Here is a 24,684-nt window from a genome sequence, read left to right as displayed (position 1 = left end):
TTATTAGGCATAACTCTAGTTTTTTTTAGTTTACATCCCACCAAACTTTGTTCAGCCAGTCGTTTGTTCCTCCCATTCTGGACAAAGCTTCTGTATAATTAGCTCCATTCTTCTGCATTTCATCATTTGGATAGTATAAACGTTTTGGCGTAACACCATTTGTTTCAGAATCTGGATTTGTAATTGGAAGCAATTGAGGGAATCCTGTTCTTCTCCAGTTTGAATAAGCTTCAATACTGTTGAATAAATAAGTAACCCAAAGCTGAGTTGCAATTTGTTCTTTTTCAGATCCTGCAACTAATGGTTTTGCCGCTAAATACGTGTTGATAGCTGCCGCAGTTGGTGCTGCCGCTCCGTAAATTTCTAATTGTCTGATACCTGCTTCAACACCTTTTTTATAATAATCAGCTGCTGAACCAGTAACCCATCCTCTAAATGCAGCTTCGGCCAATAACAATTGTGATTCTGAATAACTTACATGTAAAAACGGCGTTGTTCTTAGTTTTAAATAAGGCTGAATTCCAGAGATTGCGTTAGAACCACCAGGCATTTCCCATTGAAAAAGTCCAGGAGTATTTCCTATGTACAAATCTTCTCCAGGAAGAGGAGCACCACCTGCTGCACCACCAGTTTTTGGAGTTGCAAGCATTGTTAATCTAGGATCTCCGTTATTTTTTAAGAAATTGATCATTAGAGAACTAAAGTGATCTCCATTTTCGTTTCCGATAAGCGCATAAGAAAGACCATTTCCTCTAAAATCAAGTGCTCCAGGAGTATCATTAAAAGGATAATCCAAATGTTTCATGATACAGTTATCAAGATTACTTTCGAAAACACCATTTTGAAATGCTGCTTTTGCTTGTTTTTCTGCTTCTGCTGCACTAACCTCCGAAATTCTCATTGCCAGACGCAAACGAATCGTATTAGCTAGTTTTTTCCATTTTGAAACATCTCCATTATAAAACAAGTCTCCTTTAATAGCACCACCATTTGCATTTAACTGTACAAAAGCTTCTTCTAATTCTTTGAAGAACATGTTGTAAATATCTTGTTGCTTATCGTATTTCGGAGTTACAATTCCTTTAGAGAAACCTAAACCTGCTTCTGAATACGGAACATCACCATATAAATCTGTGATACGCTGCGCAATCATTACTTTCATGATTTTTGCAACAGCATTCATATTTACCATATCCGCTTTTCCACTTGTTTTTTCAAGAACATCTACGATACTTTTCAGCTCGTTAGCATATCCGTTTCTCCACAATGCAGTTGCGTAGTCGTCGTTTTTCTTAAACTTGCTTCCAAATTCTGTTACATTCCATGCTCCTGCATAGTGCTGTACAAATCCTCCAGAATAGATAAGATTGGCTCTCCATTGGTAGTATCCGTCACCAGACATACACAATTGAGTAAATGAAAGCTGTCCTGCAGGATTTGCAGATAACGCAACTGGATCTTTTTCCAATTCGTCAAAGTTGTCTGTACAGCTTACCGTAGCAAAAGTTACAAGTGCAGCTAATAATATATTTTTAAATTTCATAATTTCTATTTTTTAGAATGTAACTTTAAGATTAAAACCATACGATCTTCTAAATGGTAAAGAACCATATTCAAAACCTTGCCCATTACCTGAAGTATACATAGATTCAGGATCTACGTTTGGTAAATCTTTATTAAAAGTCAATAGATTTCTAGCAAATGCTGAAACATAAATTGAGCTAATTTTTGAACCAGCGAAAACACTTCCAGGAATTGTATATCCTAAACTTACCTCTCTAAGTTTTACGTAAGAAGCATCATAAACAAACGGTGCTGGTGTATTATTGAAAACACTGCTCCAGTAATCCTGAGGATTTACAGGGGTTGTATTTTGTACATAATTTGGATTTTCTGCTGTACCAGTGTTTACCACACCTTTAACTACATAACCTGCAGTAGGAACCCAAGTTGACTGGCTAAAGTTCGGATCATTTGCAACAGCCTGAGCTCTTGCTGCATTGTAAGCATCTCTACCTTCTGTTGTAATATCCAAAAGACCTTTTTGAGCTGCAAGTGCATTTGTCATAGAATATACATCCATTCCAAATTTCATATCAATTAAGAACTGAAGCGTAATTCCTTTGTAAGAGAAACGATTTGTTAAACCTGCTGCCCAATCCGGAAGACCTTTTCCTAAAGCCACTTTATTATCTGTAAACAGAGGCATACCATTAGCTCCTACAATTTTTTCTCCAGATGGTGTTTTCAAGAAATCTTTCCCCATAATAGTTCCGTATTGTCCTCCAACCTGAGCAACAATTGCAGCTCCAGCCCAACGAGCTTCAGAAATTGTATAAGTATCAATATCTGGATGTAAAGACAAGATTGAGTTTTTATTTCTAGAGAAGTTCAAATCAATTCCCCACTCAAAATCTTTTGTTTTGATTGGGGTACCAGATAAAAATACCTCGATACCTTCGTTACGTAACTTACCAGCATTTACAGAGATAAATTCATATCCAGAAGTTGCAGATGAAGGTAAATCTATAGTTTGATCTGAAGTATCTTCACGATATACTGTAATATCTGCTCTTAATCTGTTTTTGAAGAAAGCTGTTTCAAGACCAAACTCAATTCCTGTTTTAGACTGATATGTTAAATTTGGATTTGGTGCAGAAGTATTTTTAATGTTAACCACGCTTCCTCCATTATATGAAGAATAAGTTGTATAGTTTAATGCGTTTTTGTAAGCTCCAGGAGCATTTGAAACTTGCGCCCAAGAACCTCTTAATTTACCATAAGAGAAAGTATCGCTTTGAAGTCCAAGTGCATCAGAGAAGATGAATCCCATAGAAGCTGCAGGATAAAAAGCATCTTTATTAATTACACTAAACCAGTCATTTCTTCCTGTAAATTCAGCATATAAATATCCTTTATAATCAAATTTTGCAGAACCATAAACAGAGTTCGTTCTTGTTTTTGTTTCTAAAGGAGCATTTTCTGTTTGATTAGAGAAATTACTAATATACTCTGTTCCTGGCTCGATAATGTTAGTTGCGAATCTAGAGTTCTGTTCTCTTCTAAAATCTCTTCTACCAGTACCTAAAATTCCAGAAAAAGTGAAATCGTTGGCTAATTTAATATCACTGAAAGTAGCAATGATATCCGTATTCATTTCCGAAACTTTAATTCCTTCTATACCTAAGTAACCATTATCTCTTCCTGGCCAAGTATTTCCACCTTCCATGAAATCTTTAGAATCAAAAGTATAAGTATCCAAACCAGTTCTAAAAGTTAATCCAACCCATTTTTTCAACTGGTATGTTCCTGTAACATTACCCATGAAACGGTTTTTCTTAGTTGCATTATGATTTTGGTCTACAATCCAATAAGGATTCAATGAGTACACATTGTTATTCCATTGATACATTGCACCAGTTTCAGGATTTTGAGAATTTTTCAACCATGCTTGATCAATATTTGGAGCCAAACCGCTTAAAGCATATCCAACGTTGTTTGGAGAATCTCCTAATCCTGGTCTGTTATTGGTGTTTTCTACCATGTAATTCACATTAGCATCTAAAGTAAATTTTTCAGATTTTAATGTTGCATTTAAACTTGCATCGTTTCTTTCTAAACCTGTGTTCGGAATTACGTCATCATTTTTTAAATTATTATATCCGAAACGTACAAATGCATTTTCACTACCTGACGATAAAGAGATTCCATTTGTCATTGTAACCCCAGTTCTGAAAAAGTCCTGAATATTATTATCAACTTTTGCATAAGGTTTCATAGAGCCATCAAATATTACAACTTGTTGTCCTACTGTCTCAGAAAATTTAGGTCCCCATGCACTTGTAGTATAACTGTAAACTTCGGTAGGTCTTGCTGGATCTGGTAAAAGTCCATTAGATCCTGAACCGTATTCTTTTTGATAGTCACTGTATTTAGCATTTACACGGTCAAAACTTACACCACTGTTAAGTTCTACTTTTAGTGCTCCTTTACTTCCTTTTTTAGTAGTGATCAAAATTACACCGTTTAACGCTCTAGAACCATATAAAGCAGCTGCAGCAGCTCCTTTAAGAACCGTTAAACTTTCGATATTGTTTGGGTTGATACTTGAGATTCCGTCTCCACTATCTCTACCATCAAACCATTTGCTTGTAGCTGCCTGATCATTAGACAAACCTGAGTTGTCAATTGGCACACCATCAACAATGTAAAGTGGCTGATTACTCTCACCAATACTTGAAATACCTCTAATAATAACACGAGTACTTCCACCAACACCTGTAGCAGGAATAGACACATCAACACCAGCAACTTTACCCGAAAGTGCTGTTGCAACGTTTGTAGTAATTACTTTGTTTAATTGATCACCTTTTACATCCTGAACAGCATAACCTAATTCTTTTTTCTGTCTCTTAATACCTAATGCGGTTACAACAACTTCATTAAGATTCTGAGCATCTTCAGCAAGTGATACATTTAATTGTGAAGCATCTGTTACAGTAACTGATTGTGATTTAAATCCGATGTAAGAAAAAACCAAAACATCATTTTTAGACGCCTGAATTGTATACAATCCATCGTAATCACTCTGACTTGCCTTGTTTGATCCTTTAACAAGAACCGTCACACCTGGTAATGGCAAACCTTTCTGGTCTGTTACCAAACCTTTGACTGTCTTTACTTGGGCAAACATAAATTGCGCCGTAAAAACAATCATAAAGATTGAGAAAATTTTTTTCATGTTTATTTTATTTTGTTAGTTATGAAGTAAAATTATTCTTAAGACATTGTTAAAAAAAATAAATTAAACCAACGACAATAAAATTTAAACCAACGACATAAATTATTCAATAATGCGTTTTACGAAAACGTTCTATTTAAAAAATAAAACACCAATCTCGTTTAATTGCAAAATTTTATTCAAAAAAATTGTGACTTTGCCTTTAATTGTTTAAAGTTGCACAATATTTCAATATTGTTAAGAAAAACCAAAATCCTCCAAATAACTACAATCAGTTGAAAGAAATAAGAAAAGTTAAATTTGATATCAAACTGCAAAATCATATTTGGTTTTGGGGAGTCTATTTTACTTTGAACTTTTTAAGATGGGGAGCTTACTTTAATGATTATCCTTATGCATTCAAATCCAACTTAATCGAATTTTCATTAGTAATTCCATTAGTGTATTTGAATTTATTTGTTTTGGTTCCAAAATATGTTTTAAAGCAAAAGTATATTATGTACACTTTTTTGCTTTTACTGAGTTTATTTGCAATTTATCTGCTAAAAACAGCACTTACTTATTACATTATATCCGAAAATATCTGGCCCGAAGCCAATCGCGAATATCATCCTTTCGAAATCAATCATATTGTAGCAGTTTGTATTGGCGAATTGTACGTTCTCGCAATGGCATCATCCGTTTATCTGACTTTGACGTGGCTACGTGAAAGAGAAAGGAACAGATCACTAAGAGAAAATCAGTTTAAGATTAAACTAAAATATCTTGAAAATCAGATCCAGCCACATTTTTTCTTCAATACTTTAAATAATTTATATGCTCTTTCATTAGAATCTTCCAAAAAAGTTCCTGATGTAATTATCAAACTTTCCAATTTAATGGAATACGTTCTTTATGATGTGAAAGGAACCAAATTTGTTCCTTTACTAAAAGAGATCGATTATATTCAGAATTATATTGAAATTGAAAAACTACGTTTTGAAAATGTAGAAGTTACCATAAATCTAGAATCGAATATTGAAGATGTTGTCGTACCACCGCTAATTTTTATTTCATTGGTCGAAAATGCCTTTAAACACGGCGGTTTAAACAACAAAAACTTAAAAATAAAGATCAATTGTAAAGTTGTCGACAATAAAATCCTTGATTTTGAAATCTTAAATAATTTTGTAATTTCACAAGATGATAATCCAAAAAGAGGAATTGGCTTAGTCAATACTAAAAAGAGACTAAAACTTATTTATAGAAACAATTTCAGCCTTAAACAGAAAACCAAACTAAATTTCTACATAATCCGATTACAAATACCTACTCAGAATGAAGATTAAATGTGTATTAATTGATGATGAACCTTTAGCAATCAAAGTCCTGCAAAATTATTTCACCAATTTTACAGATTTTGAAGTAATTGCTACGTTCAATAATTCTCTGGAGGCATTGGATTTCATTAACAGTACACCGGTAGATGCCGTATTTTTAGACATCAACATGCCAATGATGACTGGTTTTGAATTAATAAGTCTTATAGAAAGCAAAACCAAAGTTATTATTACAACAGCTTTTAGAGAATTTGCAGCCGAAAGTTATGATCTCGATGTGCTAGATTATTTAGTAAAACCTATTCCGCTTCCGAGATTTATAAAATGCATCAATAAAATCACAACCGAATACAATCTTAAAAACAATATTAAAGTTGAAACCGCAAAAGGTGATTCACATATTTTCATTAAAGTCGATAAAAAAATGATGAAAATTAATATTGAAGAAATTCTGTTTGTGGAAGGAATGAAAGAATATATAAAAGTTGTCACCCCAGATAAAACCTATATTACTCATAAATCTCTTACATCTTTATCCGAAGAATTACCAGCAGAACGCTTCCTTAGAATTCATAAATCTTATGTCATTGCGCTAAACAAGGTAAAATCGATAGAAGGAAACCGCGTTCAAATCCAATCTTATAACATTCCGATAGGCCGAAACTACAGTAAAGAGGTCAAAAATAAGATATTGGAATAAATATAATTGCGAATTACATTTTCTAAGTAGGTTAAAATTAACACTTTGTTGAAAAAACACGGTCGTTGGTTTAAATTTAACATTATTTATGCCTTTTTATTTTTTTTTGATACTCCTAACAAATATATTTACGGTCTTCAAAAAACAATAAAATAAAAAATTAACCTTATTATTATGAGTTCAGAAAATGTGCAAACCAAATGGGGGCAGTTTATCTCGTTGATAATCGTCTTCTTCTTTTGGGGTTTTGTTGGGTCTGCCAATGACATCCTGATTCCAGTATTCAAAAAAGTATTTACTTTATCGCAAGTACAATCACAATTAGTAGCCTGGGCATTTTATGCAGCATACTTTGTCGGATCAATTATATTTTTTATAGTTTCCTTAAAAGTAGATGTTTTACAAAAATACGGATACAAAAGAACATTATCCGCAGGATTAATCTTGTCGGCTGTTGGTTCATTTTTATTCGTTCCTGCAGCTACAATTCAAAGTTTCCCTTTCTTTTTAACAGCCTTGTTTACAGTAGGTTTAGGATTCTCTATCCAGCAAATTGTTGCAAATCCTTTAGCTATTAAAATGGGAAGCCCTGAAACTGGAGCACACCGTTTAACTCTTGCCGGAGGAATCAACTCTTTCGGAACAACAATTGGAGCAATCTTATTAGGAATTGCTTTATTCGGAATGGGAGACAACAAAAAAACAGCTCTTTCATTAGAAGATATTAAATTGCCATTCATCATTTTAGGTCTTGCCTTTATTGCCGTTGCTATTTTCATGAATTTCTCCAAAATCGAAAATCCAGCAAAAGAGGAAGAAGCCGTAATTAAAGATGCACACAGTAAATTCAACATTCTTGACTATCCACAATTGTACTTGGGTATGTTAGGAATTTTTATTTATGTTGGAACTGAGGTTACGATCATCAGTAATTTACCTGCATTATTACACACTAACGAATTCGGAAACATCTTAGAAGACGCAATTGCACCATTTATCGCGCTTTACTGGGGAAGTTTAATGATCGGACGTTGGAATGGTGGAGTTAACGTTTTCAACACTTCAAACTTAGTAAACACAGCACTTAAATTTATCGTTCCTGCTGTAGCATTCGGAGTAATCATTGGTGCTAACATCTTTGCAGCACACGACGTTTCTTCATTCTACATTTACCCATTCTGGATTTTGTTATTTATTGGCGTAAGTTTCGTTGGTGGTAAAAACGCTGGAAAAACATTAATGCTTTTCGGAATTTCAGGATTAACCATGATGATCTTAGGATTAGTTTGGCCAAACCCAGAAATTGCTAAATTCTTCTTTATTTCTGGCGGATTATTCTTGTCTATCATGTGGCCTTCAATCTTCGATTTAGCGATTGCAGGTTTAGGAAAAAACACAGGAAAAGCATCTTCTTTCTTAATTATGATGATTCTTGGAGGTGGTGTAATTCCACTTTTACAAGGAAGTATCTGTGATTTAGATGCAACAAATCCGAACGGAATTTTCGGAATTACTTACACACACTTCTCATACATCGTACCATTACTTGGTTTTGCTTATTTAGGATTCTACGGTTTCTACTGTCCAAAAATCTTAAAGAAACAAGGTATCAGCCACGTTGAAGGCGGTGGCGGTGGACACTAAAATTTAAAATATCAATATAAAAAAATCCAAATTCCAATCTCCAATAGGAATTTGGATTTTTTTTATACAAAAGATTAAAAAAGAAAATCTCAGCATCTTAAAAACTTAGAACCTCAGAACCTTTATTTAGCCTTTATAATATTCTCTAGATTCTTTTTAAAAAGTGTCTTATTAGGCTCCGAAATCGAATAAACTACATCTTTATCTGCATGGACTATTACTTTGTCAATATCGGCTTTTAAAAGAGCTTTAGGATCTTTAATTTTCAAAGTACAAGCACCATCAAAAAATCCGTCATCTTCAATAATTTTTCTGGCTTCCAAAACAGTTCCATCACTTAAAACTGCCGAAATAGTCATTTCTTTATTCAACGTTTTAGAATAAAAACCATCCATTACCAAAAGCAACCTATAACTATTTTTCATTTCTGGCCCTTTAAACTCATGTCTGGTAATATTATACCGAAGTCCTTTTGCCAAACTTTGAAACCGAACCGAACAATCCAGCTCATAAGTTGCTACATCTCCCGCGTCATTTACAGAAGTAATAATTTTAGCCTGAGCATTTATTAAAAAACTAACAAAAAAACACAACACAATCAATAGTACTTTCATAATCAGCTATTTAAGTTTCATATAAAAGTAAAAAAAATCGCCTTTTCTCGTTAGAAAAAAGGCGATTAAAATTTTGTAAGTATCTAAGGATCACTTGTTTCCTTTCTCGAAGTCAGCAACAAACTGAGCTAAACCGATATCAGTTAAAGGATGTTTCAACAATCCGTAAATTGCAGAAAGAGGTCCTGTCATAACATCTGCACCAATTTTAGCACAGTTAACAATATGCATTGTATGACGTACAGAAGCCGCTAAAATTTGAGTTTCGTAACCGTAGTTATCGTAAACCTCTCTAATTTCCTGAATCAAATTCAATCCATCAGTAGAAATATCATCTAAACGACCAACAAACGGAGAAACATAAGTAGCTCCCGCTTTTGCAGCCAAGATAGCTTGTCCTACAGAGAAAACAAGAGTTACGTTAGTTTTAATTCCTTTATCAGAAAAATATTTTGCAGCCATAACACCTTCCTTAGTCATTGGAAGTTTTACAACGATTTGGTCATGTAATTCAGCTAACTCCTCGCCTTCTTTAACCATTCCTTCAAAATCAAGGGCATTAACTTCAGCACTTACGTCACCTTCAACAAGATTGCAAATGTCAACATAATGCTTTAAGATATTGTTTTTTCCAGTAATTCCTTCTTTTGCCATCAATGATGGGTTAGTTGTTACACCATCCAAAACACCTAAAGCCTGTGCTTCTTTAATTTGAGCTAAATTAGCTGTGTCAATAAAAAATTTCATAATTTATATTATTTAAATTGTGTTGATTAATTGGGCGTGCCCAAATTTGCAAAAGGCGCACTCATCAGAACGGGTATGAGCGCCTTTTCCAAATATGGTCGGGCTATCCGCACTACTTCGGTAGTTAGCTTCTATCCCTCACGCAAATTCAGGTGCAAAATTACGAAATCAATACCAATAACAATTTCAAAAACAAGATCAATTTGTAAATTATCTTAAAATTCACAAAATAAGTACAAACAGTAAATTTTACCTTGTTTTCAAAAAAGCCTGTATTCTTTTCTCAAAATCTGCTGAGACATTTGACTTAAAACTGTCCCGAAGAATTCTTTTTATTTAATTCTTTCAATTCATTTCTAATTTCTTCCAAAAATTTTAAGGTTTCTTCTCTATGAATTTCAGAATTATTAATCTTATCGCTAATAGCACCAAGTATTCTGCGAAGTACAAACCAAATAAAAACAATAACTAAAACGCCGAAAATAGTAGGCACAAACTCACTCAACTTATCCATAATTTTATAATTTATAGTGATTCATTAACATCTTTTCATAAACCTTGTCCGGAAGCGCACGTTTCAATACAATCGAAAACTTCTGCATAAAAGCGCCGACTTTATAATGTACATTGGGCTTCTTAGTCTGAATAATTTTATAAACCGCTTCGGCCATTTCATTCGGATTACTTCCTGCATCAACATGATCGTTCATCGTTGCCAAAACATCTCCATAAACCTTTTCATAAGCAGAATCCTTGATAAGTGGCGCGTGATAACGTCCTGCCGCAATATTGGTAGCAAAATCTCCAGGAGCAACATTGGTAATTTCAACACCAAAAGCTTTCACTTCCATTCTTAAAGCTTCGGTAATCAATTCCAAAGCACCTTTTGATGCAGAATAAACACTTCTGTACGGAAGCCCCATATACCCAGCAATAGAAGTAATATTAATAATAAGTCCCGAATTTTGTTTACGCATTTGTGGTAATGCCGCTTTCATAACTTCAATTGGTCCAAAGAAATTCGTTTCAAAATTATTTCGAATTTCTTCTGTCGGAATCTCTTCCAAAGGTCCCGTAATACCAACTCCCGCATTATTTATAACGATATCTAATCTGCCAGAAGTTTCTATAATTCTTGAAACAGCATTTTGAATCGATTCCGAATTTCGAACATCTAAAGCAACTAAAGGAAAAACAGAGTTTAAAACTTTTTCAGGATTTCTGCTCGTTCCGTACACAACGAAACCTTTCTGGTGTAAAAATTCACCAATAGATTTCCCAATCCCTGATGATCCTCCAGTAATTAAAACGACTTTACTCATTTTTTATTTATAAGTTATGGGTTATTAAGTTATGAGTTTTGGAAATGGTATTATTTTAAGCATTATACAAAAGCTCAACATTTAACTTCTAACCAATAACATCTAACTTCAGAATGTCCAAAAATAAAAAAATCCTCCTGAAAAGGAAGATTACAAATTAAATTTATTCTAAAAAAAATGGCAAGCGACCTACATCGCACCGCTCAACCGCGTACCCTTGCTATGTTCCCATCCTGGGGGAGTCTGCAGGAGCTGGTCGTGTAGGACTTGCCGGTGCAAATATACAACCTTTTTATATTTTTGCAAGACCTTTGTTGCTATAAAAATAACATCGTATATTGCATTATTCAAATTTTAAATCATGAAAAAACATAACTTCCTAGGCATCATTTTATTAGGAATCACATTAATTGGATGTGGAGATAAAAATAAAAGTGAAAATTCTTTATTTAATATCGATGATTCTGCTTTTCCGGCTCATTTTACGCCAAAAGAATCGCTTACAATCGGTATTTTAAATCCAAAATCGAAAGAAATTGATAGCGTTGCCTACTTCATAAACGACCAAAGAGTTGGAAGTACAAAAGGTGCCGCAGAATTTAAATTTGAATTAATTGATCAAAAATTAGGATATCAATACTTAAAAGCAAAAGTTTATTTTGGAGGAGACTCTTCTGATGCAACCAAAAGAATCGAAGTCGTTTCAGATATACAACCAAAATTATTAAAGTATAAAGTCGTAAACACTTTTCCTCACGACAAAAAAGCTTTTACAGAAGGATTTGAGTTTTACAACGATACTTTATACGAAAGTACAGGACAAGAAGGTGCTTCTTTCATTAAAAAATATGATTACAAAACAGGTAAAGTCTTTCAACAAATTGATCTTGACCAACAATATTTTGGAGAAGGAATTACTTTTATAAATGGTAAATTATTCCAATTAACTTATAAAAACAAAAAAGGTTTTATCTACAATGCTAAAACACTAAAACTGGAAAAAACTTTTGATTACGAAAAAGATATTGAAGGTTGGGGAATGACAAACGACGGCAAATACATTTACCAAACTGACGGAACTGAGAAAATTTGGAAAGTTGATCCTGCAACACAAAAAATGATAGACTATATTAACGTTTACTCAGGAGATACCAAAATCAAAGCTGTTAACGAACTAGAATGGATTAATGGAAAAATCTATACCAATGTCTGGTTTAAAGATGCTATTGCTGTTGTAAATCCTGCTAACGGAGCTGTTGAAGGAATTCTAAACCTGTCTGATTTACGTAAAACAATGACCGATATTACTAAAGACGATGTTTTAAACGGAATTGCTTACAATCCTAAAACTAAAACCATTTTTGTAACAGGTAAAAACTGGAGCAAAATGTTTGAAATAGCTGTTTCAGAATAATTAGAACAAAAAATCAAAAAATACGAATTTCACAGATTTCACTAATTATTTAGTGCTAATTTGTGAAATTTGTGTTTTATAACAATTCATATCAATGATCACTTTAATCACCAACATACAAGAATTATTACAAGTTCGTGAAACTTCAATCCATAAAGTTTCAGGTTCTGAAATGGCGATACTTCCAAGTATTAAAAATGCTTTTATAGTTTTAGAAAACGATCTTATTGCCGATTTTGGTTCGATGGAAAATCTTCCTAAAATGAATGCTGATATAACTATAGACGCTACAGGAAAAGTTGTTCTTCCTTCCTGGTGCGACAGTCATACTCATATTGTTTATGCGGGAAATCGCGAACAGGAATTTGTAGACCGCATCAACGGACTTTCTTATGAAGAAATTGCGAATCGCGGTGGTGGTATTTTAAATTCTGCCAAAAAACTAAACGAAACCTCTGAAGAAGAAATCTACGAACAATCCAAGCTTCGTTTAGAAGAAGTCATGCATTTAGGAACCGGAGCTGTAGAAATAAAATCAGGTTACGGCCTAACAATTGAAGGCGAATTAAAAATGCTTCGTGTAATAAAAAAACTGGCAGAAAACTATCCTATTTCAATTAAAGCTACTTTTTTAGGTGCTCATGCTTTTCCGACACATTACAAGGACAACAAAGCTGGATATATTGAAGAAATCATTTCTAAAATGATTCCCGAAATTGCAAAAAACAAACTTGCAGATTATGTCGATGTTTTCTGCGAAAGTGGCTATTTTTCTGTCGAAGAAACCGAAAAAATCATGCAGGCAGGAATTGAATTTGGCCTAAAACCTAAAATCCATGTAAACCAATTCAATTCTATTGGCGGAATTCAGGCAGGAGTTAAATTTAACGCCCTTTCTGTCGATCATTTAGAAGTTATGAACATGGAAGATATCGAAGCTTTAAAAGAAACTGAAACAATGCCAGTAGCTTTACCTTCTTGTTCTTATTTTTTAAGTATTCCATACACTCCAGCTCGCGAAATGATAAAAGCTGGATTACCTTTAGCATTGGCAACCGATTTCAATCCAGGCTCTACTCCATCCGGAAATATGAATTTTGTTGTGGCCACAGCTTGTATTAAAATGAAAATGACACCAGAAGAAGCCATTAACGCAGCTACAATAAACGGAGCTTATGCCATGGGACTTTCAGATACTCACGGAAGTATTACCAAAAGCAAAAAAGCCAATCTGATCCTTACAAAACCTATTTCGTCATATTACCAGATTCCTTACGCTTTTGGAAGCAATTTAATCGAATCTGTTTTTGTGGATGGAAAAATTTTAGAATAGTTCGTAGTGAAATAGTACGCGGATAAAACAGATTCGCCTTGCGAAAACACGGATAATCACTGATTAATAGTAACAAATTCGCTGAAATTAATTTTATTTCATTTTACCAATAAATTGCATTCAACTATTCCGTAGGAATATCTGGTTGGTAAAAAAGAATATATGTTTCAAATTGTGTTCCTTAGGAACACTTGATTTCTAAAAATGATAATCTGGTCTATAAACAAACATCTCTACGGAATAACCACTAAACTCCATAAAAAAAGGTCTGTGAAAATGCACAGACCTTTAATATCAAAGTGGTATTTTATCCCTTTAGGCAATTATCTTAAGCTGAAACTAGTTTTAGAAACTAATTCGTCATTATCAAAAACATTGATGAAGTAAGTTCCTTTTGCAAAATCTTTACCAGGAAGATCTTCACTTACATTTACACTTTTGTTTTCATATTTTACAGTAGTTTTAAAACTGTAAGTTAAAGAGTTATCTCCAAAACTTTCTGTTTTCTTTTCACCTAAAACATTGTTTTTAGCGTCAATTACCTGAACATAGTATGTTTTATCACCAGATTTTGCAATTTGGTTTTCAGCAATTGTAAAACTTACTTTTAAAATATCAGCACGACTAGCTTTATCTGTTTCAATTTGTTTTCCTGAGCTTTTCAATTTGTAAGCAGAAGTTTTTGTATTTAAAACAGATAATTTAGAACCTTTTTCTACCGTTTTAGCTAGTTCCTCGTTTTGACCAACCAATACTTCGTTGTATTTTTTAGATTCTCCTAAAACTACAATTGTACTATCTCTTTGAGTTGTTAAAACACCATTTTGTTTTTTCAACTCATCGTTTTCAGCAACTAAAGTTTTCATTTTACTCTGCATTGCCTGAACCTGAGATCTGTATTTAGAAACATCTCCTTTAGACTTGTTCAAATCATCCATTAAAGCAACTACTTTATCTCTCTCCTGGATTAATTCGTCAGACATAGAAGTGTTTTCAGCAATTGCAGCATCATAAGTTGCTTTCAATTCCTGTAAATCTTTCATAACAGATTCTTTCTCTGTTAAACTTGTCGTAAGTTCTGTCTTAACTACTTCTGAGTCAGAAGATAATTTAAAAATATACACTAAGCTACCAATCAGTAGGACTGCTAAAACTGCGATTACCGCCTTTAGACTTGAATTGTTGTTCTTTGGGTTTTCCATATTTAAAAAATTTTCTTTAATAACAAATTTAAGAATTAATATAAGGTAATAACGTAAGTTTCTACAATTATATTATTTTTGGAAAATAAATTTTTTTAATGGAGAAATTAATCCCTTTCACTATAAATGATTTAGCAAAAGTCACAAATCATCGAAGCGGTGAAATAAAGTTTGGAGAGAAAATGATTGTCATTCCACCCGGAGCTGACAAACTTAATTTTCTTAAAGAAAGTGAAGCTAAATATGTCCTTCTTGGAATTCCTGAAGATATTGGCATAAGAGCTAATTATGGAAGACCTGGAGCTGCTTCTGCATGGCAATGTGCTATAAAAAGCATTGCAAACATTCAGCACAATAGATTTTCTAAAGGAAGCAACATCATAATTCTGGGTCATATTAATGTTGCTGACGAAATGCGCGAAGTCGAAAACTTAGATTTTAATGACGTTGACGATCGTTCTAAACTGAGTCAGTTAGTAGAAAAAATAGACAAAGAGGTATCTCATATTATATTTACTATTATTAAAGCTGGAAAAACGCCTATTATTATTGGCGGAGGCCACAATAATGCATACGGAAATATTAAAGGTGCTGCCTTAGCAAAAGGAAAACCAGTAAATGCCATTAATTTTGATGCTCATTCTGATTTTAGAATCCTAGAAGGACGTCATAGCGGAAACGGGTTTTCTTATGCTTACGAGGAAGGTTTCTTGAAAAAATATTTCATTTTTGGTCTTCATGAAAATTACACTTCAAAAAGTGTTTTGGATATCATCAAAAAATTGGAAGACAGAGTTCGTTATAACACCTACGACAGCGTTAACATTAGAAAAGAAAAAGATTTTAATCGTGAAATGATTACAGCTTTGGATTTTATTAAAAATGATGCTTTCGGGATTGAAATTGACTTAGACGCTATTCCTAATATCGCCAGCAGTGCTATGACCATTAGCGGATTTTCTGTTGAAGAACTAAGACAGTTTGTTTCCTTTTTTGGTGAGCATAAAAATGCAGCTTATCTTCATATCTGCGAAGGTGCACCCGATTTAGACAATTCTCCAAATCACAATTTGATTGGAAAATTAATTGGATATTTAGTAACCGATTTTATCAAGGCAAACATCGAAAAAGACTAATTAATAGGCAGAACCAAATTGTAAAACAATATGGTTTTGCCAAATAAAAGCCAATTCAAACAAACGATTGGCCGAATAAAACTATCTTTGCACGGCATTTTAGTACTTAAAACTAAAATACTTAATACCAAAGATATGTTATTCGAAGATTTATCACTTTCAAAAAGTATACAAAGAGCCGTATTTGAAGAAGGCTATTTAAATCCGACTCCTATTCAGGAAAAATCAATTCCTGTTGTTTTAGAAGGACGTGATTTAATTGGCTGCGCTCAGACAGGAACAGGAAAAACGGCAGCATTTGCCATCCCAATTATACATCAATTACACCGAATTGTCGGTTCATCAAAAAAAGCAAAACAAATTCGTGCACTTGTAGTTACCCCTACCCGCGAACTTGCCGTTCAAATTGGACAAAGTTTTGATACTTACGCTAAATACACCAATTTAACACAGTTGACTATTTTTGGTGGAGTTTCTCAAAACCCTCAAGTTGAAACTTTAAAAAACGGAGTTGACATTTTAGTTGCTACGCCAGGACGTTTATTAGACCTTCACAAACAAGGCTTTCTTGATTTAAATCATTTACACACTTTAGTGCTTGATGAAGCCGATCAGATGCTGGATATGGGTTTTATCAACGATGTCAAAAAAATCATAAAACTGACGCCTAAAAACAGACAAACGTTACTTTTCTCGGCTACAATGCCAATTGCAATTCGTGAACTAGCAGAAATGTTTCTTCAGGATCCTGAAAAAGTAGAAGTTTCGCCAGTTTCATCAACAGCCGAAAATGTAGAACAACGCGTTTATTTCGTTGACAAAACAGAGAAAAGAAACTTATTGTACACTTTGATCAAGGAAGAAAACTTATCAAATGTACTTGTTTTCTCTAGAACCAAACACGGCGCAGACAATGTTGTAAAAGCGCTTCGTAAAAAAGACATTCCTGCGGAAGCAATTCACGGAGACAAATCACAAAACGCGAGACAACGTGTTTTAGATGCTTTTAAAAACAAAGAAGTTGGTGTTTTGGTTGCAACAGATATTGCAGCAAGAGGAATTGATATTGAGCAACTGCCTTATGTAATCAATTTTGACTTACCAAATATTCCTGAAACTTATGTACACCGTATTGGACGTACAGGTCGTGCAGGAAATGGCGGAATTGCGATTTCTTTCTGTGGAAAAGACGAATTGCCTTATTGGAAAGACATTCAGAAATTAATAAAAGTAGATGTAAAAACGATTACTGATCATCCGTATCAATGGCATTCAGGAAGTCCTGAAGCGGGAGAAAAACCAAAAAACTCTAACAGAAGCGGAGGAGCTCATAAATCAAGAAAATCTAATTCTTCTAAGAAAAATAAAAAGCGCTGGTACTAAACAGCGCTTTTTTCTTTTATAAGGTAATTGATAATTTTAAACAATTTAACGGGTTCAAAAGGCTTTATAATAATATCATTCATCCCTGACGAAAGCGCCTCGTCTGTTATTTCATCTTTATCAAAAGCTGTCAAAGCTACAATTGGCGTTTCTATTCCTGCAAGACGAATTCTTTTTGTGGCTTCAAAACCATTCATTATAGGCATATTGATATCCATTAAAATCAGATCAAAAACTTCCTCTTCTAAAACTTTAAGAGCAGCATAACCATCATCAACCACTTTACAGACGTAATTATTCTTTTCAATAATCTTTTTAGTCACAAGCTGGTTAATTAAGTTATCTTCAACCACTAAAATTTTATACGCTTCGAATGAAGTCAAGTCCACTTCTATCTCATCAATAATACTTTGAGTTTTGACAAGATCATGTTCAAATGCAATCTCAAACGAAAATGAAGTACCTTTTCCTAAATCACTTTCTAGAGTAATTTCACTTCCAAAAAGACCTAATAACCTTTTTACAATACTAAGTCCCAATCCGGTTCCTTGATAATCTTCATCTTTTCTTCCAACCTGAACAAATTTCTCAAAAATCTTACTTTGATCCATAATGGCAATTCCAACGCCATTATCTCTGATTAAGAAATCTAAGTAATTCATTTTACCCTCAACTTTACTCAACTTAACGATTATTTCAACTTGACCGTCTTTCGTAAATTTTAGAGCGTTACTCACTAAATTCATTAAAATTTGGGCTAAACGAAGTTTGTCACCAATTAAATATTCAGGAATAGTCGAATCAATATCGATCGATATTCTATTGTTGTTTTTCTGAGAAAGGAAAGAAAGCGAATTTTTAATTACAGTTATTTCATCCGAAATATTAAAAGTCAAATTCTCCAAAACAATTTTATTTTCTTCAATTTTATTAATTTGAAGAATATCATTCACTAAAGACAAAAGATATCTTGCCGAAAATTTTAGCGAACTTAAATGCTGACTTCTGGAAAGTTCTTTATGTTCTTCGAGCAACATATTGGTAATTCCCACTACTCCATACAAAGGAGTACGTAATTCATGGCTTATGGTCGAAATAAATTGACTTTTAAGCAAAGAGGCTTCCTCTGCAATTTCTTTTGCTTTTAAAAGCTCGAGATTGTGTCTTTTCTTGAAACGAATATTCTTTACCAGAGTAATAATTAAAAACAAAAGTATTAGAGAAATAAGTACAAAAAGAATTACAATAATTTTCGATTTCTTAAGGCTTTGAGATTGCTCTACTTTCTCATTTTCTATTTTGTTTATCTGCCTTTTGTATTCATCGAGTTCAAGTCCAAGTCCAGCAATTGAAGCTTTTTTAATCTTCTTTACACTATAAATATCTTCCGAAATAGCATTGTAATTAATCAAAGCCTGATAAGCTTCTTTATGCTTATTAATTTTATTCAAAAACTTTGAATATTCTAAATAAGCACTAGATAAATCTGTTTTTTCTTGAGCTTTTTTTCCTACTTCAATAGCTTTCAAAAAATAGGCATTTGCCCCTTTATTATCATTTTTATGACTTAAATAAATACCATTCAGCATTTCGACTATTACCTCTGTTGAGCCGTCGCTATATTTATTTTTTGCACTATTGATATACTTTAAAAAAAGATAACCTTGTTCATAATTTCCGATATCAAAATAAGCCCATGCAATATTAACATTGGTAAAATAGACTTCTTTTAAATTGTTAATTTTAAGAGCATAAGCCACAGATTTCTTGAAGTATCGAATTCCGTCTTCAAATTGTTTTTTTTCAAAACAATACATGTTGCCTAAATTATTATAGACATTACTTTTCAAGGAATCGTTTTCGGTTTTATCGGCGTAATACAGACTTTTTTTGTAGAAGAAAATTGCTTTATCAAAATCTGTTAATTCGTTATAATTGGCTGCAATGATATTGTAAGAACGAGACATCAGACAATAATCTTTATTTAAAGTAGCAGCATTTAGTGCAGTTCTCGAGATTTTGAGTGATTGCTCAAAATTGGATTCTCTAAAATTGAAGAGTGCTTTTTTTACAAGTTTATCTAAATCAGGATCGCTGTTACAATTAGATTGAGATATTGCCGAATTGGCACAGCAATTCAGTGCAAACAGTAAAAGTAAAAGAATCCGTATGTGGGGCATCAATCGGCTAATTTGCTCAAATATACACTTTAAAATAAAAAAAAGCTGTATTTCCAAAAAAAATACAGCTTTTCAAATATTATTATGATTACTAAGCAATAAATATACTATTCTTAGTATTAAATTTTATTCTTTATTCTCTTCCCATTGTCCTACAACAGAGGTTGCTAAAGCATTTCCAAGTACATTGGTTGCACTTCTAAACATATCACAAAAGTGGTCAATTGGCAAAATTAAAGCGATTCCCTCAATCGGAATATCAAACATCCCGCAAGTTGCTGCAACCACAACCAAACTTGCTCTCGGAACACCTGCAATCCCTTTACTGGTAAGCATTAAAACCAAAAGCATTGCCATTTGAGTTCCTAAATCTAAATGCACGTTATAAAACTGAGCAATAAAAATACTGGCAAAAGTCATGTACATCATACTTCCGTCAAGATTAAAAGAATAACCAAGTGGCAGCATAAAAGAAACAATTTTATCTTTTACTCCAAAACCTTCTAATTCTTCTGTTAATTTAGGAAATACAGCTTCACTACTCGTTGTTCCAAAAGCAATCGCTAATGGCCCAATAATACGTTTTAATAAGTCTGTCATTCTTCCTCTTAGGAAAATATATCCAACTAGGATCAAAATAATCCAAAGCGTACCAATACCAATTAAAAACGAACCGAAGAATTTGAAATAAGTAATCACTAATTCTTTTGCATCTCTAACAGCAAATACTCCTGCAATGGCACCAAAAACTCCGATTGGAGCAAAGTTCATTACATAATTTACCATTTTTAAAACGATATGAGATAACTTATCAAAAGCTCCAACAATTGGTTTTACAGCAGATCCTAAAGACGCTGCCGCTAATCCGAAGAAAATTGAAAATACTACAATCTGAAGAATTTCATTTGTAGCCATAGCCTCTATGATACTCTTTGGAACAATATGCTCAACAAAGTTTTCAAAAGATAGATTTTGCGTTTTACCTGTAACTTCAGAAGCCGTTGCCATATCAACATGCTCCAGTTTTAAACCAACTCCTGGTTGTAAAACATTTACATAAAACAATCCAATTAACAAAGAAATAAACGATGCCGTAAAAAACCATCCAATAGCTTTTCCTCCAATTCTTCCAACTGTTTTAATATCTCCTAATTTTGCAATTCCTACTACTAATGTTGTAAAAACCAAAGGAGAAATAATCATTTGCACCAAACGAATAAAAACAGTTGCCAGCATTTTAATTTTAGTACTAAAAGACTGTGCTGCTTCTGGCGAAATTGTGTTATGGAGTATAATTCCGAGAACAGCTCCAAGCACCATCGCAATTATAATCTGCGCTGTTAATCCTGAAAGAAATGATTTTTTTTTAGTTTCTGTAACTTCTTGCATTAATTTATTTTTTGATTATTAAAATATAAGACCCTCACTGTCTTACCTTTTACTAATATGTTTTGTTGATCAAATAAAAATCAGCCAAAACAATTGCCGCCATTGCTTCTACAATTGGCACAGCGCGAGGCACTACACATGGATCATGACGTCCTTTTCCTGTCATTGGTGTAATGTTACCTTTATTATCTAATGAGTCCTGAGTCTGCATAATGGTTGCAACAGGTTTAAAAGCTACTCTAAAATAAATATCCATTCCGTTGCTAATTCCGCCTTGGATACCTCCTGAAAGATTTGTTTTTGTAGTTCCGTCAGGATTATACAAGTCATTATGCTCGCTTCCTTTCATTTCAGAACCAGAGAAACCACTTCCATATTCAAAACCTTTTACCGCATTAATAGAAAGCATTGCTTTTCCTAATTCAGCATGAAGTTTATCAAAAACAGGTTCTCCTAAACCAACCGGAACATTCTGAATTACACAAGTTACAACACCTCCAACAGTATCACCTTGCTTACGAATATCACGAATATATTCTTCCATAATCGCCGCCGATTTTTCGTCTGGACAACGAACAGGGTTACTTTCAATTTTAGAAAAATCCAATTCTTGATAAGGAGTATCTAAATGAATTGGACCAACAGAAGAAACATAAGCATTAATTTTAATTTCTGGCAACATTTGTTTTGCAATTGCTCCCGCCACTACTCTGCTCGCTGTTTCTCTGGCAGAACTTCTTCCACCACCGCGATAATCACGGAAACCATATTTCTGATCGTAAACATAATCAGCATGACTTGGTCTGTAATTATCTTTTATATGCGAATAATCATCTGATTTTTGATTGGTATTCGGAATAATAAAACCGATTGGAGTTCCAGTAGTTTTACCGTCAAAGATTCCAGATAAAAACTGAACTGCATCTGGTTCTTTTCTTTGCGTAACAATTGCTGACTGACCTGGCTTTCTTCTAGCCATATCCAATTCAATTGCTTCAAAATCTAATTGTATTCCCGGAGGGCATCCATCGATAATTCCGCCTAAAGCCTCACCGTGAGATTCTCCAAATGTTGTTACTTTATATAGTGTGCCGAAGCTGTTTCCTGCCATTGTATTTTGTTTTGAGCAAATGTAAGTTTTATGAATTAAATTAAAAAATTTAAAACTGGTATTATTAACGAAACATTAAATGGATTAAAAATCACAATTTGGTAAAATTATCCTCTTTTTCGTAACCTTTTGATAAAATCAATCTGATGAAAGTTTCATTAATTTGTAAAACTTCAAATCAAGAAAAATTGAAAAAGAGAAACGTCGAATTGGTCATTCTTTCTGATGTCCATTTGGGAACTTACGGGAGTCACGCAAAAGAATTAAACAACTATCTTTCAAGCATTAAACCCAAAACTTTAGTCTTAAACGGCGATATTATTGATGCTTGGCAGTTTAGAAAATCATACTTTCCAAAAGCGCATTTACGAGTTATTCAGCGCATTATCGGAATGGCTTCTAAAGGAACAAAAGTGTATTACATCACTGGAAATCACGACGAAATACTTCGAAAATTCAGCGATATGAATATGGGAAATTTTGCTTTGGTTGATAAATTAGTTTTAGAATTAGACGATAAAAAAGCTTGGATTTTCCATGGAGATGTTTTTGATGCTTCTGTACAACATTCTAAATGGATCGCAAAATTGGGCGGATTAGGTTACGATTACTTAATTCTAATGAACCGATTTGTAAATTGGTGTTTATCAAAATTAGGACGCGAACCTTATTCTTTTTCTAAAAAAATCAAAGCCAGCGTTAAAAAAGCAGTTAAGTTTATTTCTGATTTTGAAACCACTGCAACCGATTTGGCAATTGAAAAAAATTACGATTATGTAATCTGCGGACATATTCATGAACCGAAAATTATGACCAAAGAAAACAAACACGGATCTACATTATACCTAAATTCTGGCGATTGGGTTGAAAATTTAACAGCCCTTGAATACCACAAAAAACGTTGGAAATTATTTTCATACAAGGCAAGTAATTTTGTAGAAGAAGATAATCTTTTTGAAATGGAAGACATTTTGACATCACAATTAATATCTTCTATAATTTTGAAATAATCTTTACTTTAGAGGCTTCACAGCGAGCATATTGGATTTTTCACCCGATAAAATGTGAATTATATAACAATTTTCAAAAATATTATACGTTCTCTGTTTAACTGTAATAATAAATTTGAAAAAAATAATTTAACCATTTTATGAAAAAGATAATATTATCTGCCATTATGCTTTTTGGTTTAGCATTTACGGCTCAATCACAAGAGATTTCAAAACACGCATTAGGATTACGTTTAGGAGACAATAACGGATTTGGAGGTGAGGTATCTTACCAATTAGGATTAAATCAAAAAAACAGACTTGAATTCGATTTAGGCTGGAGAAACAGTAGAGATGTTGATGCCATAAAAGGAGTAGCACTTTACCAATGGGTTTGGAATATTGACGGAGGTTTTAACTGGTACGCTGGTGTCGGTGGAGGTTTAGCCGCTTGGGATTACGACTACCGTTTCAACGATAACAGATATAAAGATAGCGGAACTTACGTTTTTGCAGCTGGAGATGTTGGTATCGAATACAGATTTAAAGAAGTACCCTTAACATTATCATTAGACGCAAGACCAGAAATTGGTTCAGGATATTATGATGATGACAACTTTGGTTTTGACGTTGGTTTAGGCGTTAAATTCAGATTCTAAATAAAAATAAAAAATAATTGTAAGAAGAAACCTGTCGTTTACAAGCGACAGGTTTTTTTTATGATTTAAGCTTAACAGTAAAAAAGCTTCGATATTGTTCAGCGAGACGAAAAGATCACTTCTAACATCTAACATTTTACTTCTAACTTACTTAATAATAATTTCTTTTTTAGAATGAATTTTCACCACAGTATAAGGATAAGAAATTACTTGCATCGTCATCGCATCTTTTGCAGGACTATTTTCTTTTACTGTTATAATGATGTTTTTATCTGTCTCTTCAACATTTTCAACATCTATAGAATAACCGCTTGTGTTTTTTTCACCCATATTCAAAATCACATAATTGTAATCATGAACATTCGGATTCTTCATCTTATCTGCCAAAAGCGGATCATTTTCAAGCATTTTAATTTCGTTTGGTTCTGTCAGAATTTCGAAAAATTTAATATTTCCTCCACCATCAGATTGTTTAGTCAAAACTTCATACAAGGCGTTTGAACTTTCCACTTTTTTTACTCCACACGAAATCAAAACAAAAATTGCTAAAACAGAAATTACTTTTTTCATTTATCTCCTTTTAAATTAATGTTTTTCATACTTATAATCATCAACTGCTTTTTGATATAAAGCTTCATATTTAGGCAGGATGTTTTTAATATCAAATTTTCTGGCTACTTCCAAAGCATTCGCCTTAAACTGATTTAATATCGTATCATCTTTTAATATTTTCAAAGCATTTTGAGCCATTTCTTCAACATTTCCAACATCGCTTAAATACCCAGAAAAACCATCAAAATT

Annotated in this window: 20 protein-coding genes, 1 other RNA gene and 1 pseudogene; 9 read left to right on the top strand and 13 right to left on the bottom strand. The window is 33.2% G+C overall.

Features of this window, described 5'->3' with window-relative positions; all coding sequences use genetic code 11:
- Nucleotides 1-25: 25 nt before the first annotated feature.
- Nucleotides 26-1,543: a SusD/RagB family nutrient-binding outer membrane lipoprotein gene (locus tag VGE71_RS01315; RefSeq protein WP_331136684.1), complete on the bottom strand. Its 1,518-nt coding sequence runs from the start codon at nt 1,541-1,543 to the stop codon at nt 26-28.
- Between the two features lie 12 nt (nt 1,544-1,555).
- Nucleotides 1,556-4,741 (bottom strand): SusC/RagA family TonB-linked outer membrane protein, encoded by a 3,186-nt coding sequence (locus VGE71_RS01310; RefSeq protein ID WP_331136683.1) that lies wholly within the window; start codon nt 4,739-4,741, stop codon nt 1,556-1,558.
- A 275-nt stretch (nt 4,742-5,016) separates the two neighbouring features.
- On the opposite strand from VGE71_RS01310, the gene VGE71_RS01305 reads away from it, so the two are divergent.
- The 3 genes from VGE71_RS01305 (at nt 5,017) to VGE71_RS01295 (ending at nt 8,404) form a co-directional block, all read left to right on the top strand.
- The gene (locus VGE71_RS01305; protein WP_331136682.1) at nt 5,017-6,069 is read left to right on the top strand and encodes a sensor histidine kinase; all 1,053 of its coding nucleotides are present in this window, start codon (nt 5,017-5,019) and stop codon (nt 6,067-6,069) included.
- The gene (locus VGE71_RS01300) at nt 6,059-6,760 is read left to right on the top strand and encodes a LytR/AlgR family response regulator transcription factor (protein WP_144219115.1); all 702 of its coding nucleotides are present in this window, start codon (nt 6,059-6,061) and stop codon (nt 6,758-6,760) included. The genes VGE71_RS01305 and VGE71_RS01300 overlap by 11 nt, the downstream gene beginning before the upstream one ends.
- Nucleotides 6,761-6,934: 174 nt before the next feature.
- Nucleotides 6,935-8,404, top strand: coding sequence for an MFS transporter (locus VGE71_RS01295; protein ID WP_331136681.1), 1,470 nt, complete (start codon nt 6,935-6,937; stop codon nt 8,402-8,404).
- Nucleotides 8,405-8,526: 122 nt separating this feature from the next.
- Here VGE71_RS01295 and VGE71_RS01290 read toward each other — a convergent pair whose 3' ends face one another.
- The 5 genes from VGE71_RS01290 to ffs form a co-directional block, all read right to left on the bottom strand.
- Nucleotides 8,527-9,018 carry a hypothetical protein gene (locus VGE71_RS01290; RefSeq protein WP_331136680.1) on the bottom strand — a complete coding sequence of 164 codons (492 nt, stop codon included), beginning with the start codon at nt 9,016-9,018 and terminating at the stop codon, nt 8,527-8,529.
- Between the two features lie 90 nt (nt 9,019-9,108).
- Nucleotides 9,109-9,765: a fructose-6-phosphate aldolase gene (gene fsa / locus VGE71_RS01285; RefSeq protein WP_091493007.1), complete on the bottom strand. Its 657-nt coding sequence runs from the start codon at nt 9,763-9,765 to the stop codon at nt 9,109-9,111.
- 307 nt (nt 9,766-10,072) lie between these two features.
- Nucleotides 10,073-10,279 (bottom strand): hypothetical protein, encoded by a 207-nt coding sequence (locus VGE71_RS01280; protein WP_331136679.1) that lies wholly within the window; start codon nt 10,277-10,279, stop codon nt 10,073-10,075.
- 4 nt (nt 10,280-10,283) lie between these two features.
- A complete protein-coding gene (locus tag VGE71_RS01275; RefSeq protein ID WP_331136678.1) occupies nt 10,284-11,087 on the bottom strand; it encodes an SDR family oxidoreductase in 804 nt (267 codons plus the stop codon).
- Nucleotides 11,088-11,262: 175 nt separating this feature from the next.
- Nucleotides 11,263-11,360, bottom strand: an RNA gene (ffs, locus tag VGE71_RS01270) — signal recognition particle sRNA small type.
- Between the two features lie 88 nt (nt 11,361-11,448).
- Between ffs and VGE71_RS01265 the strand changes: the two genes are divergently transcribed.
- A complete protein-coding gene (locus VGE71_RS01265; protein ID WP_331136677.1) occupies nt 11,449-12,501 on the top strand; it encodes a glutaminyl-peptide cyclotransferase in 1,053 nt (350 codons plus the stop codon).
- Between the two features lie 94 nt (nt 12,502-12,595).
- Nucleotides 12,596-13,834, top strand: coding sequence for an imidazolonepropionase (gene hutI / locus VGE71_RS01260; RefSeq protein ID WP_331136676.1), 1,239 nt, complete (start codon nt 12,596-12,598; stop codon nt 13,832-13,834).
- A 323-nt stretch (nt 13,835-14,157) separates the two neighbouring features.
- Here the strand turns inward: hutI and VGE71_RS01255 are convergent, their stop codons facing one another.
- Nucleotides 14,158-15,036: a hypothetical protein gene (locus tag VGE71_RS01255; protein ID WP_144219108.1), complete on the bottom strand. Its 879-nt coding sequence runs from the start codon at nt 15,034-15,036 to the stop codon at nt 14,158-14,160.
- A gap of 98 nt (nt 15,037-15,134) precedes the next feature.
- On the opposite strand from VGE71_RS01255, the gene VGE71_RS01250 reads away from it, so the two are divergent.
- Both VGE71_RS01250 and VGE71_RS01245 read left to right on the top strand, forming a co-directional pair.
- Nucleotides 15,135-16,172 carry a formimidoylglutamase gene (locus tag VGE71_RS01250; protein ID WP_331136675.1) on the top strand — a complete coding sequence of 346 codons (1,038 nt, stop codon included), beginning with the start codon at nt 15,135-15,137 and terminating at the stop codon, nt 16,170-16,172.
- 135 nt (nt 16,173-16,307) lie between these two features.
- Nucleotides 16,308-17,555: a DEAD/DEAH box helicase gene (locus tag VGE71_RS01245; protein ID WP_331136701.1), complete on the top strand. Its 1,248-nt coding sequence runs from the start codon at nt 16,308-16,310 to the stop codon at nt 17,553-17,555.
- Here the strand turns inward: VGE71_RS01245 and VGE71_RS01240 are convergent.
- The 3 genes from VGE71_RS01240 to aroC form a co-directional block, all read right to left on the bottom strand.
- On the bottom strand, nt 17,552-19,735 hold the full coding sequence (locus VGE71_RS01240; RefSeq protein ID WP_331136674.1) for a response regulator: 2,184 nt from the start codon (nt 19,733-19,735) through the stop codon (nt 17,552-17,554). The genes VGE71_RS01245 and VGE71_RS01240 overlap by 4 nt on opposite strands.
- A gap of 126 nt (nt 19,736-19,861) precedes the next feature.
- A complete protein-coding gene (locus tag VGE71_RS01235) occupies nt 19,862-21,124 on the bottom strand; it encodes a dicarboxylate/amino acid:cation symporter (RefSeq protein ID WP_331136673.1) in 1,263 nt (420 codons plus the stop codon).
- 52 nt (nt 21,125-21,176) lie between these two features.
- On the bottom strand, nt 21,177-22,235 hold the full coding sequence (aroC, locus tag VGE71_RS01230) for a chorismate synthase (protein ID WP_331136672.1): 1,059 nt from the start codon (nt 22,233-22,235) through the stop codon (nt 21,177-21,179).
- A 188-nt stretch (nt 22,236-22,423) separates the two neighbouring features.
- On the opposite strand from aroC, the gene VGE71_RS01225 reads away from it, so the two are divergent.
- Nucleotides 22,424-23,245 carry a UDP-2,3-diacylglucosamine diphosphatase gene (locus tag VGE71_RS01225; RefSeq protein ID WP_331136671.1) on the top strand — a complete coding sequence of 274 codons (822 nt, stop codon included), beginning with the start codon at nt 22,424-22,426 and terminating at the stop codon, nt 23,243-23,245.
- Nucleotides 23,246-23,385: 140 nt separating this feature from the next.
- Complete coding sequence (locus VGE71_RS01220) at nt 23,386-23,883, top strand: hypothetical protein (RefSeq protein ID WP_331136670.1); 498 nt, start codon at nt 23,386-23,388, stop codon at nt 23,881-23,883.
- Between the two features lie 147 nt (nt 23,884-24,030).
- On the opposite strand, the gene VGE71_RS01215 is transcribed toward VGE71_RS01220, so the two are convergent.
- Together VGE71_RS01215 and VGE71_RS01210 are read right to left on the bottom strand one after the other, a co-directional pair.
- Nucleotides 24,031-24,453, bottom strand: a complete 423-nt coding sequence (locus VGE71_RS01215) for a protease complex subunit PrcB family protein (protein ID WP_144219100.1) — start codon at nt 24,451-24,453, stop codon at nt 24,031-24,033.
- A 15-nt stretch (nt 24,454-24,468) separates the two neighbouring features.
- Nucleotides 24,469-24,684 (bottom strand): annotated as a pseudogene (locus VGE71_RS01210) (N-acetyl-alpha-D-glucosaminyl L-malate synthase BshA); the annotation flags it as partial.

The organism is Flavobacterium sp. (assembly GCF_036405015.1).
GTDB lineage: Bacteria > Bacteroidota > Bacteroidia > Flavobacteriales > Flavobacteriaceae > Flavobacterium.
The sequence above is the reverse complement of the archived record's forward strand: the minus strand, read 5'-3'. Positions and strand labels throughout refer to the sequence as shown.

What these genes read in the sequence shown, in the direction of transcription:
- VGE71_RS01315 (WP_331136684.1), bottom strand. Translation starts at nt 1,543, where the DNA reads ATGAAATTTAAAAATATATTATTAGCTGCACTTGTAACTTTTGCTACG.
- VGE71_RS01310 (WP_331136683.1), bottom strand. Translation starts at nt 4,741, where the DNA reads ATGAAAAAAATTTTCTCAATCTTTATGATTGTTTTTACGGCGCAATTT.
- VGE71_RS01300 (WP_144219115.1), top strand. Translation starts at nt 6,059, where the DNA reads ATGAAGATTAAATGTGTATTAATTGATGATGAACCTTTAGCAATCAAA.
- VGE71_RS01295 (WP_331136681.1), top strand. Translation starts at nt 6,935, where the DNA reads ATGAGTTCAGAAAATGTGCAAACCAAATGGGGGCAGTTTATCTCGTTG.
- VGE71_RS01290 (WP_331136680.1), bottom strand. Translation starts at nt 9,018, where the DNA reads ATGAAAGTACTATTGATTGTGTTGTGTTTTTTTGTTAGTTTTTTAATA.
- fsa (WP_091493007.1), bottom strand. Translation starts at nt 9,765, where the DNA reads ATGAAATTTTTTATTGACACAGCTAATTTAGCTCAAATTAAAGAAGCA.
- VGE71_RS01280 (WP_331136679.1), bottom strand. Translation starts at nt 10,279, where the DNA reads ATGGATAAGTTGAGTGAGTTTGTGCCTACTATTTTCGGCGTTTTAGTT.
- VGE71_RS01275 (WP_331136678.1), bottom strand. Translation starts at nt 11,087, where the DNA reads ATGAGTAAAGTCGTTTTAATTACTGGAGGATCATCAGGGATTGGGAAA.
- VGE71_RS01265 (WP_331136677.1), top strand. Translation starts at nt 11,449, where the DNA reads ATGAAAAAACATAACTTCCTAGGCATCATTTTATTAGGAATCACATTA.
- hutI (WP_331136676.1), top strand. Translation starts at nt 12,596, where the DNA reads ATGATCACTTTAATCACCAACATACAAGAATTATTACAAGTTCGTGAA.
- VGE71_RS01255 (WP_144219108.1), bottom strand. Translation starts at nt 15,036, where the DNA reads ATGGAAAACCCAAAGAACAACAATTCAAGTCTAAAGGCGGTAATCGCA.
- VGE71_RS01250 (WP_331136675.1), top strand. Translation starts at nt 15,135, where the DNA reads ATGGAGAAATTAATCCCTTTCACTATAAATGATTTAGCAAAAGTCACA.
- VGE71_RS01245 (WP_331136701.1), top strand. Translation starts at nt 16,308, where the DNA reads ATGTTATTCGAAGATTTATCACTTTCAAAAAGTATACAAAGAGCCGTA.
- VGE71_RS01240 (WP_331136674.1), bottom strand. Translation starts at nt 19,735, where the DNA reads ATGCCCCACATACGGATTCTTTTACTTTTACTGTTTGCACTGAATTGC.
- VGE71_RS01235 (WP_331136673.1), bottom strand. Translation starts at nt 21,124, where the DNA reads ATGCAAGAAGTTACAGAAACTAAAAAAAAATCATTTCTTTCAGGATTA.
- aroC (WP_331136672.1), bottom strand. Translation starts at nt 22,235, where the DNA reads ATGGCAGGAAACAGCTTCGGCACACTATATAAAGTAACAACATTTGGA.
- VGE71_RS01220 (WP_331136670.1), top strand. Translation starts at nt 23,386, where the DNA reads ATGAAAAAGATAATATTATCTGCCATTATGCTTTTTGGTTTAGCATTT.
- VGE71_RS01215 (WP_144219100.1), bottom strand. Translation starts at nt 24,453, where the DNA reads ATGAAAAAAGTAATTTCTGTTTTAGCAATTTTTGTTTTGATTTCGTGT.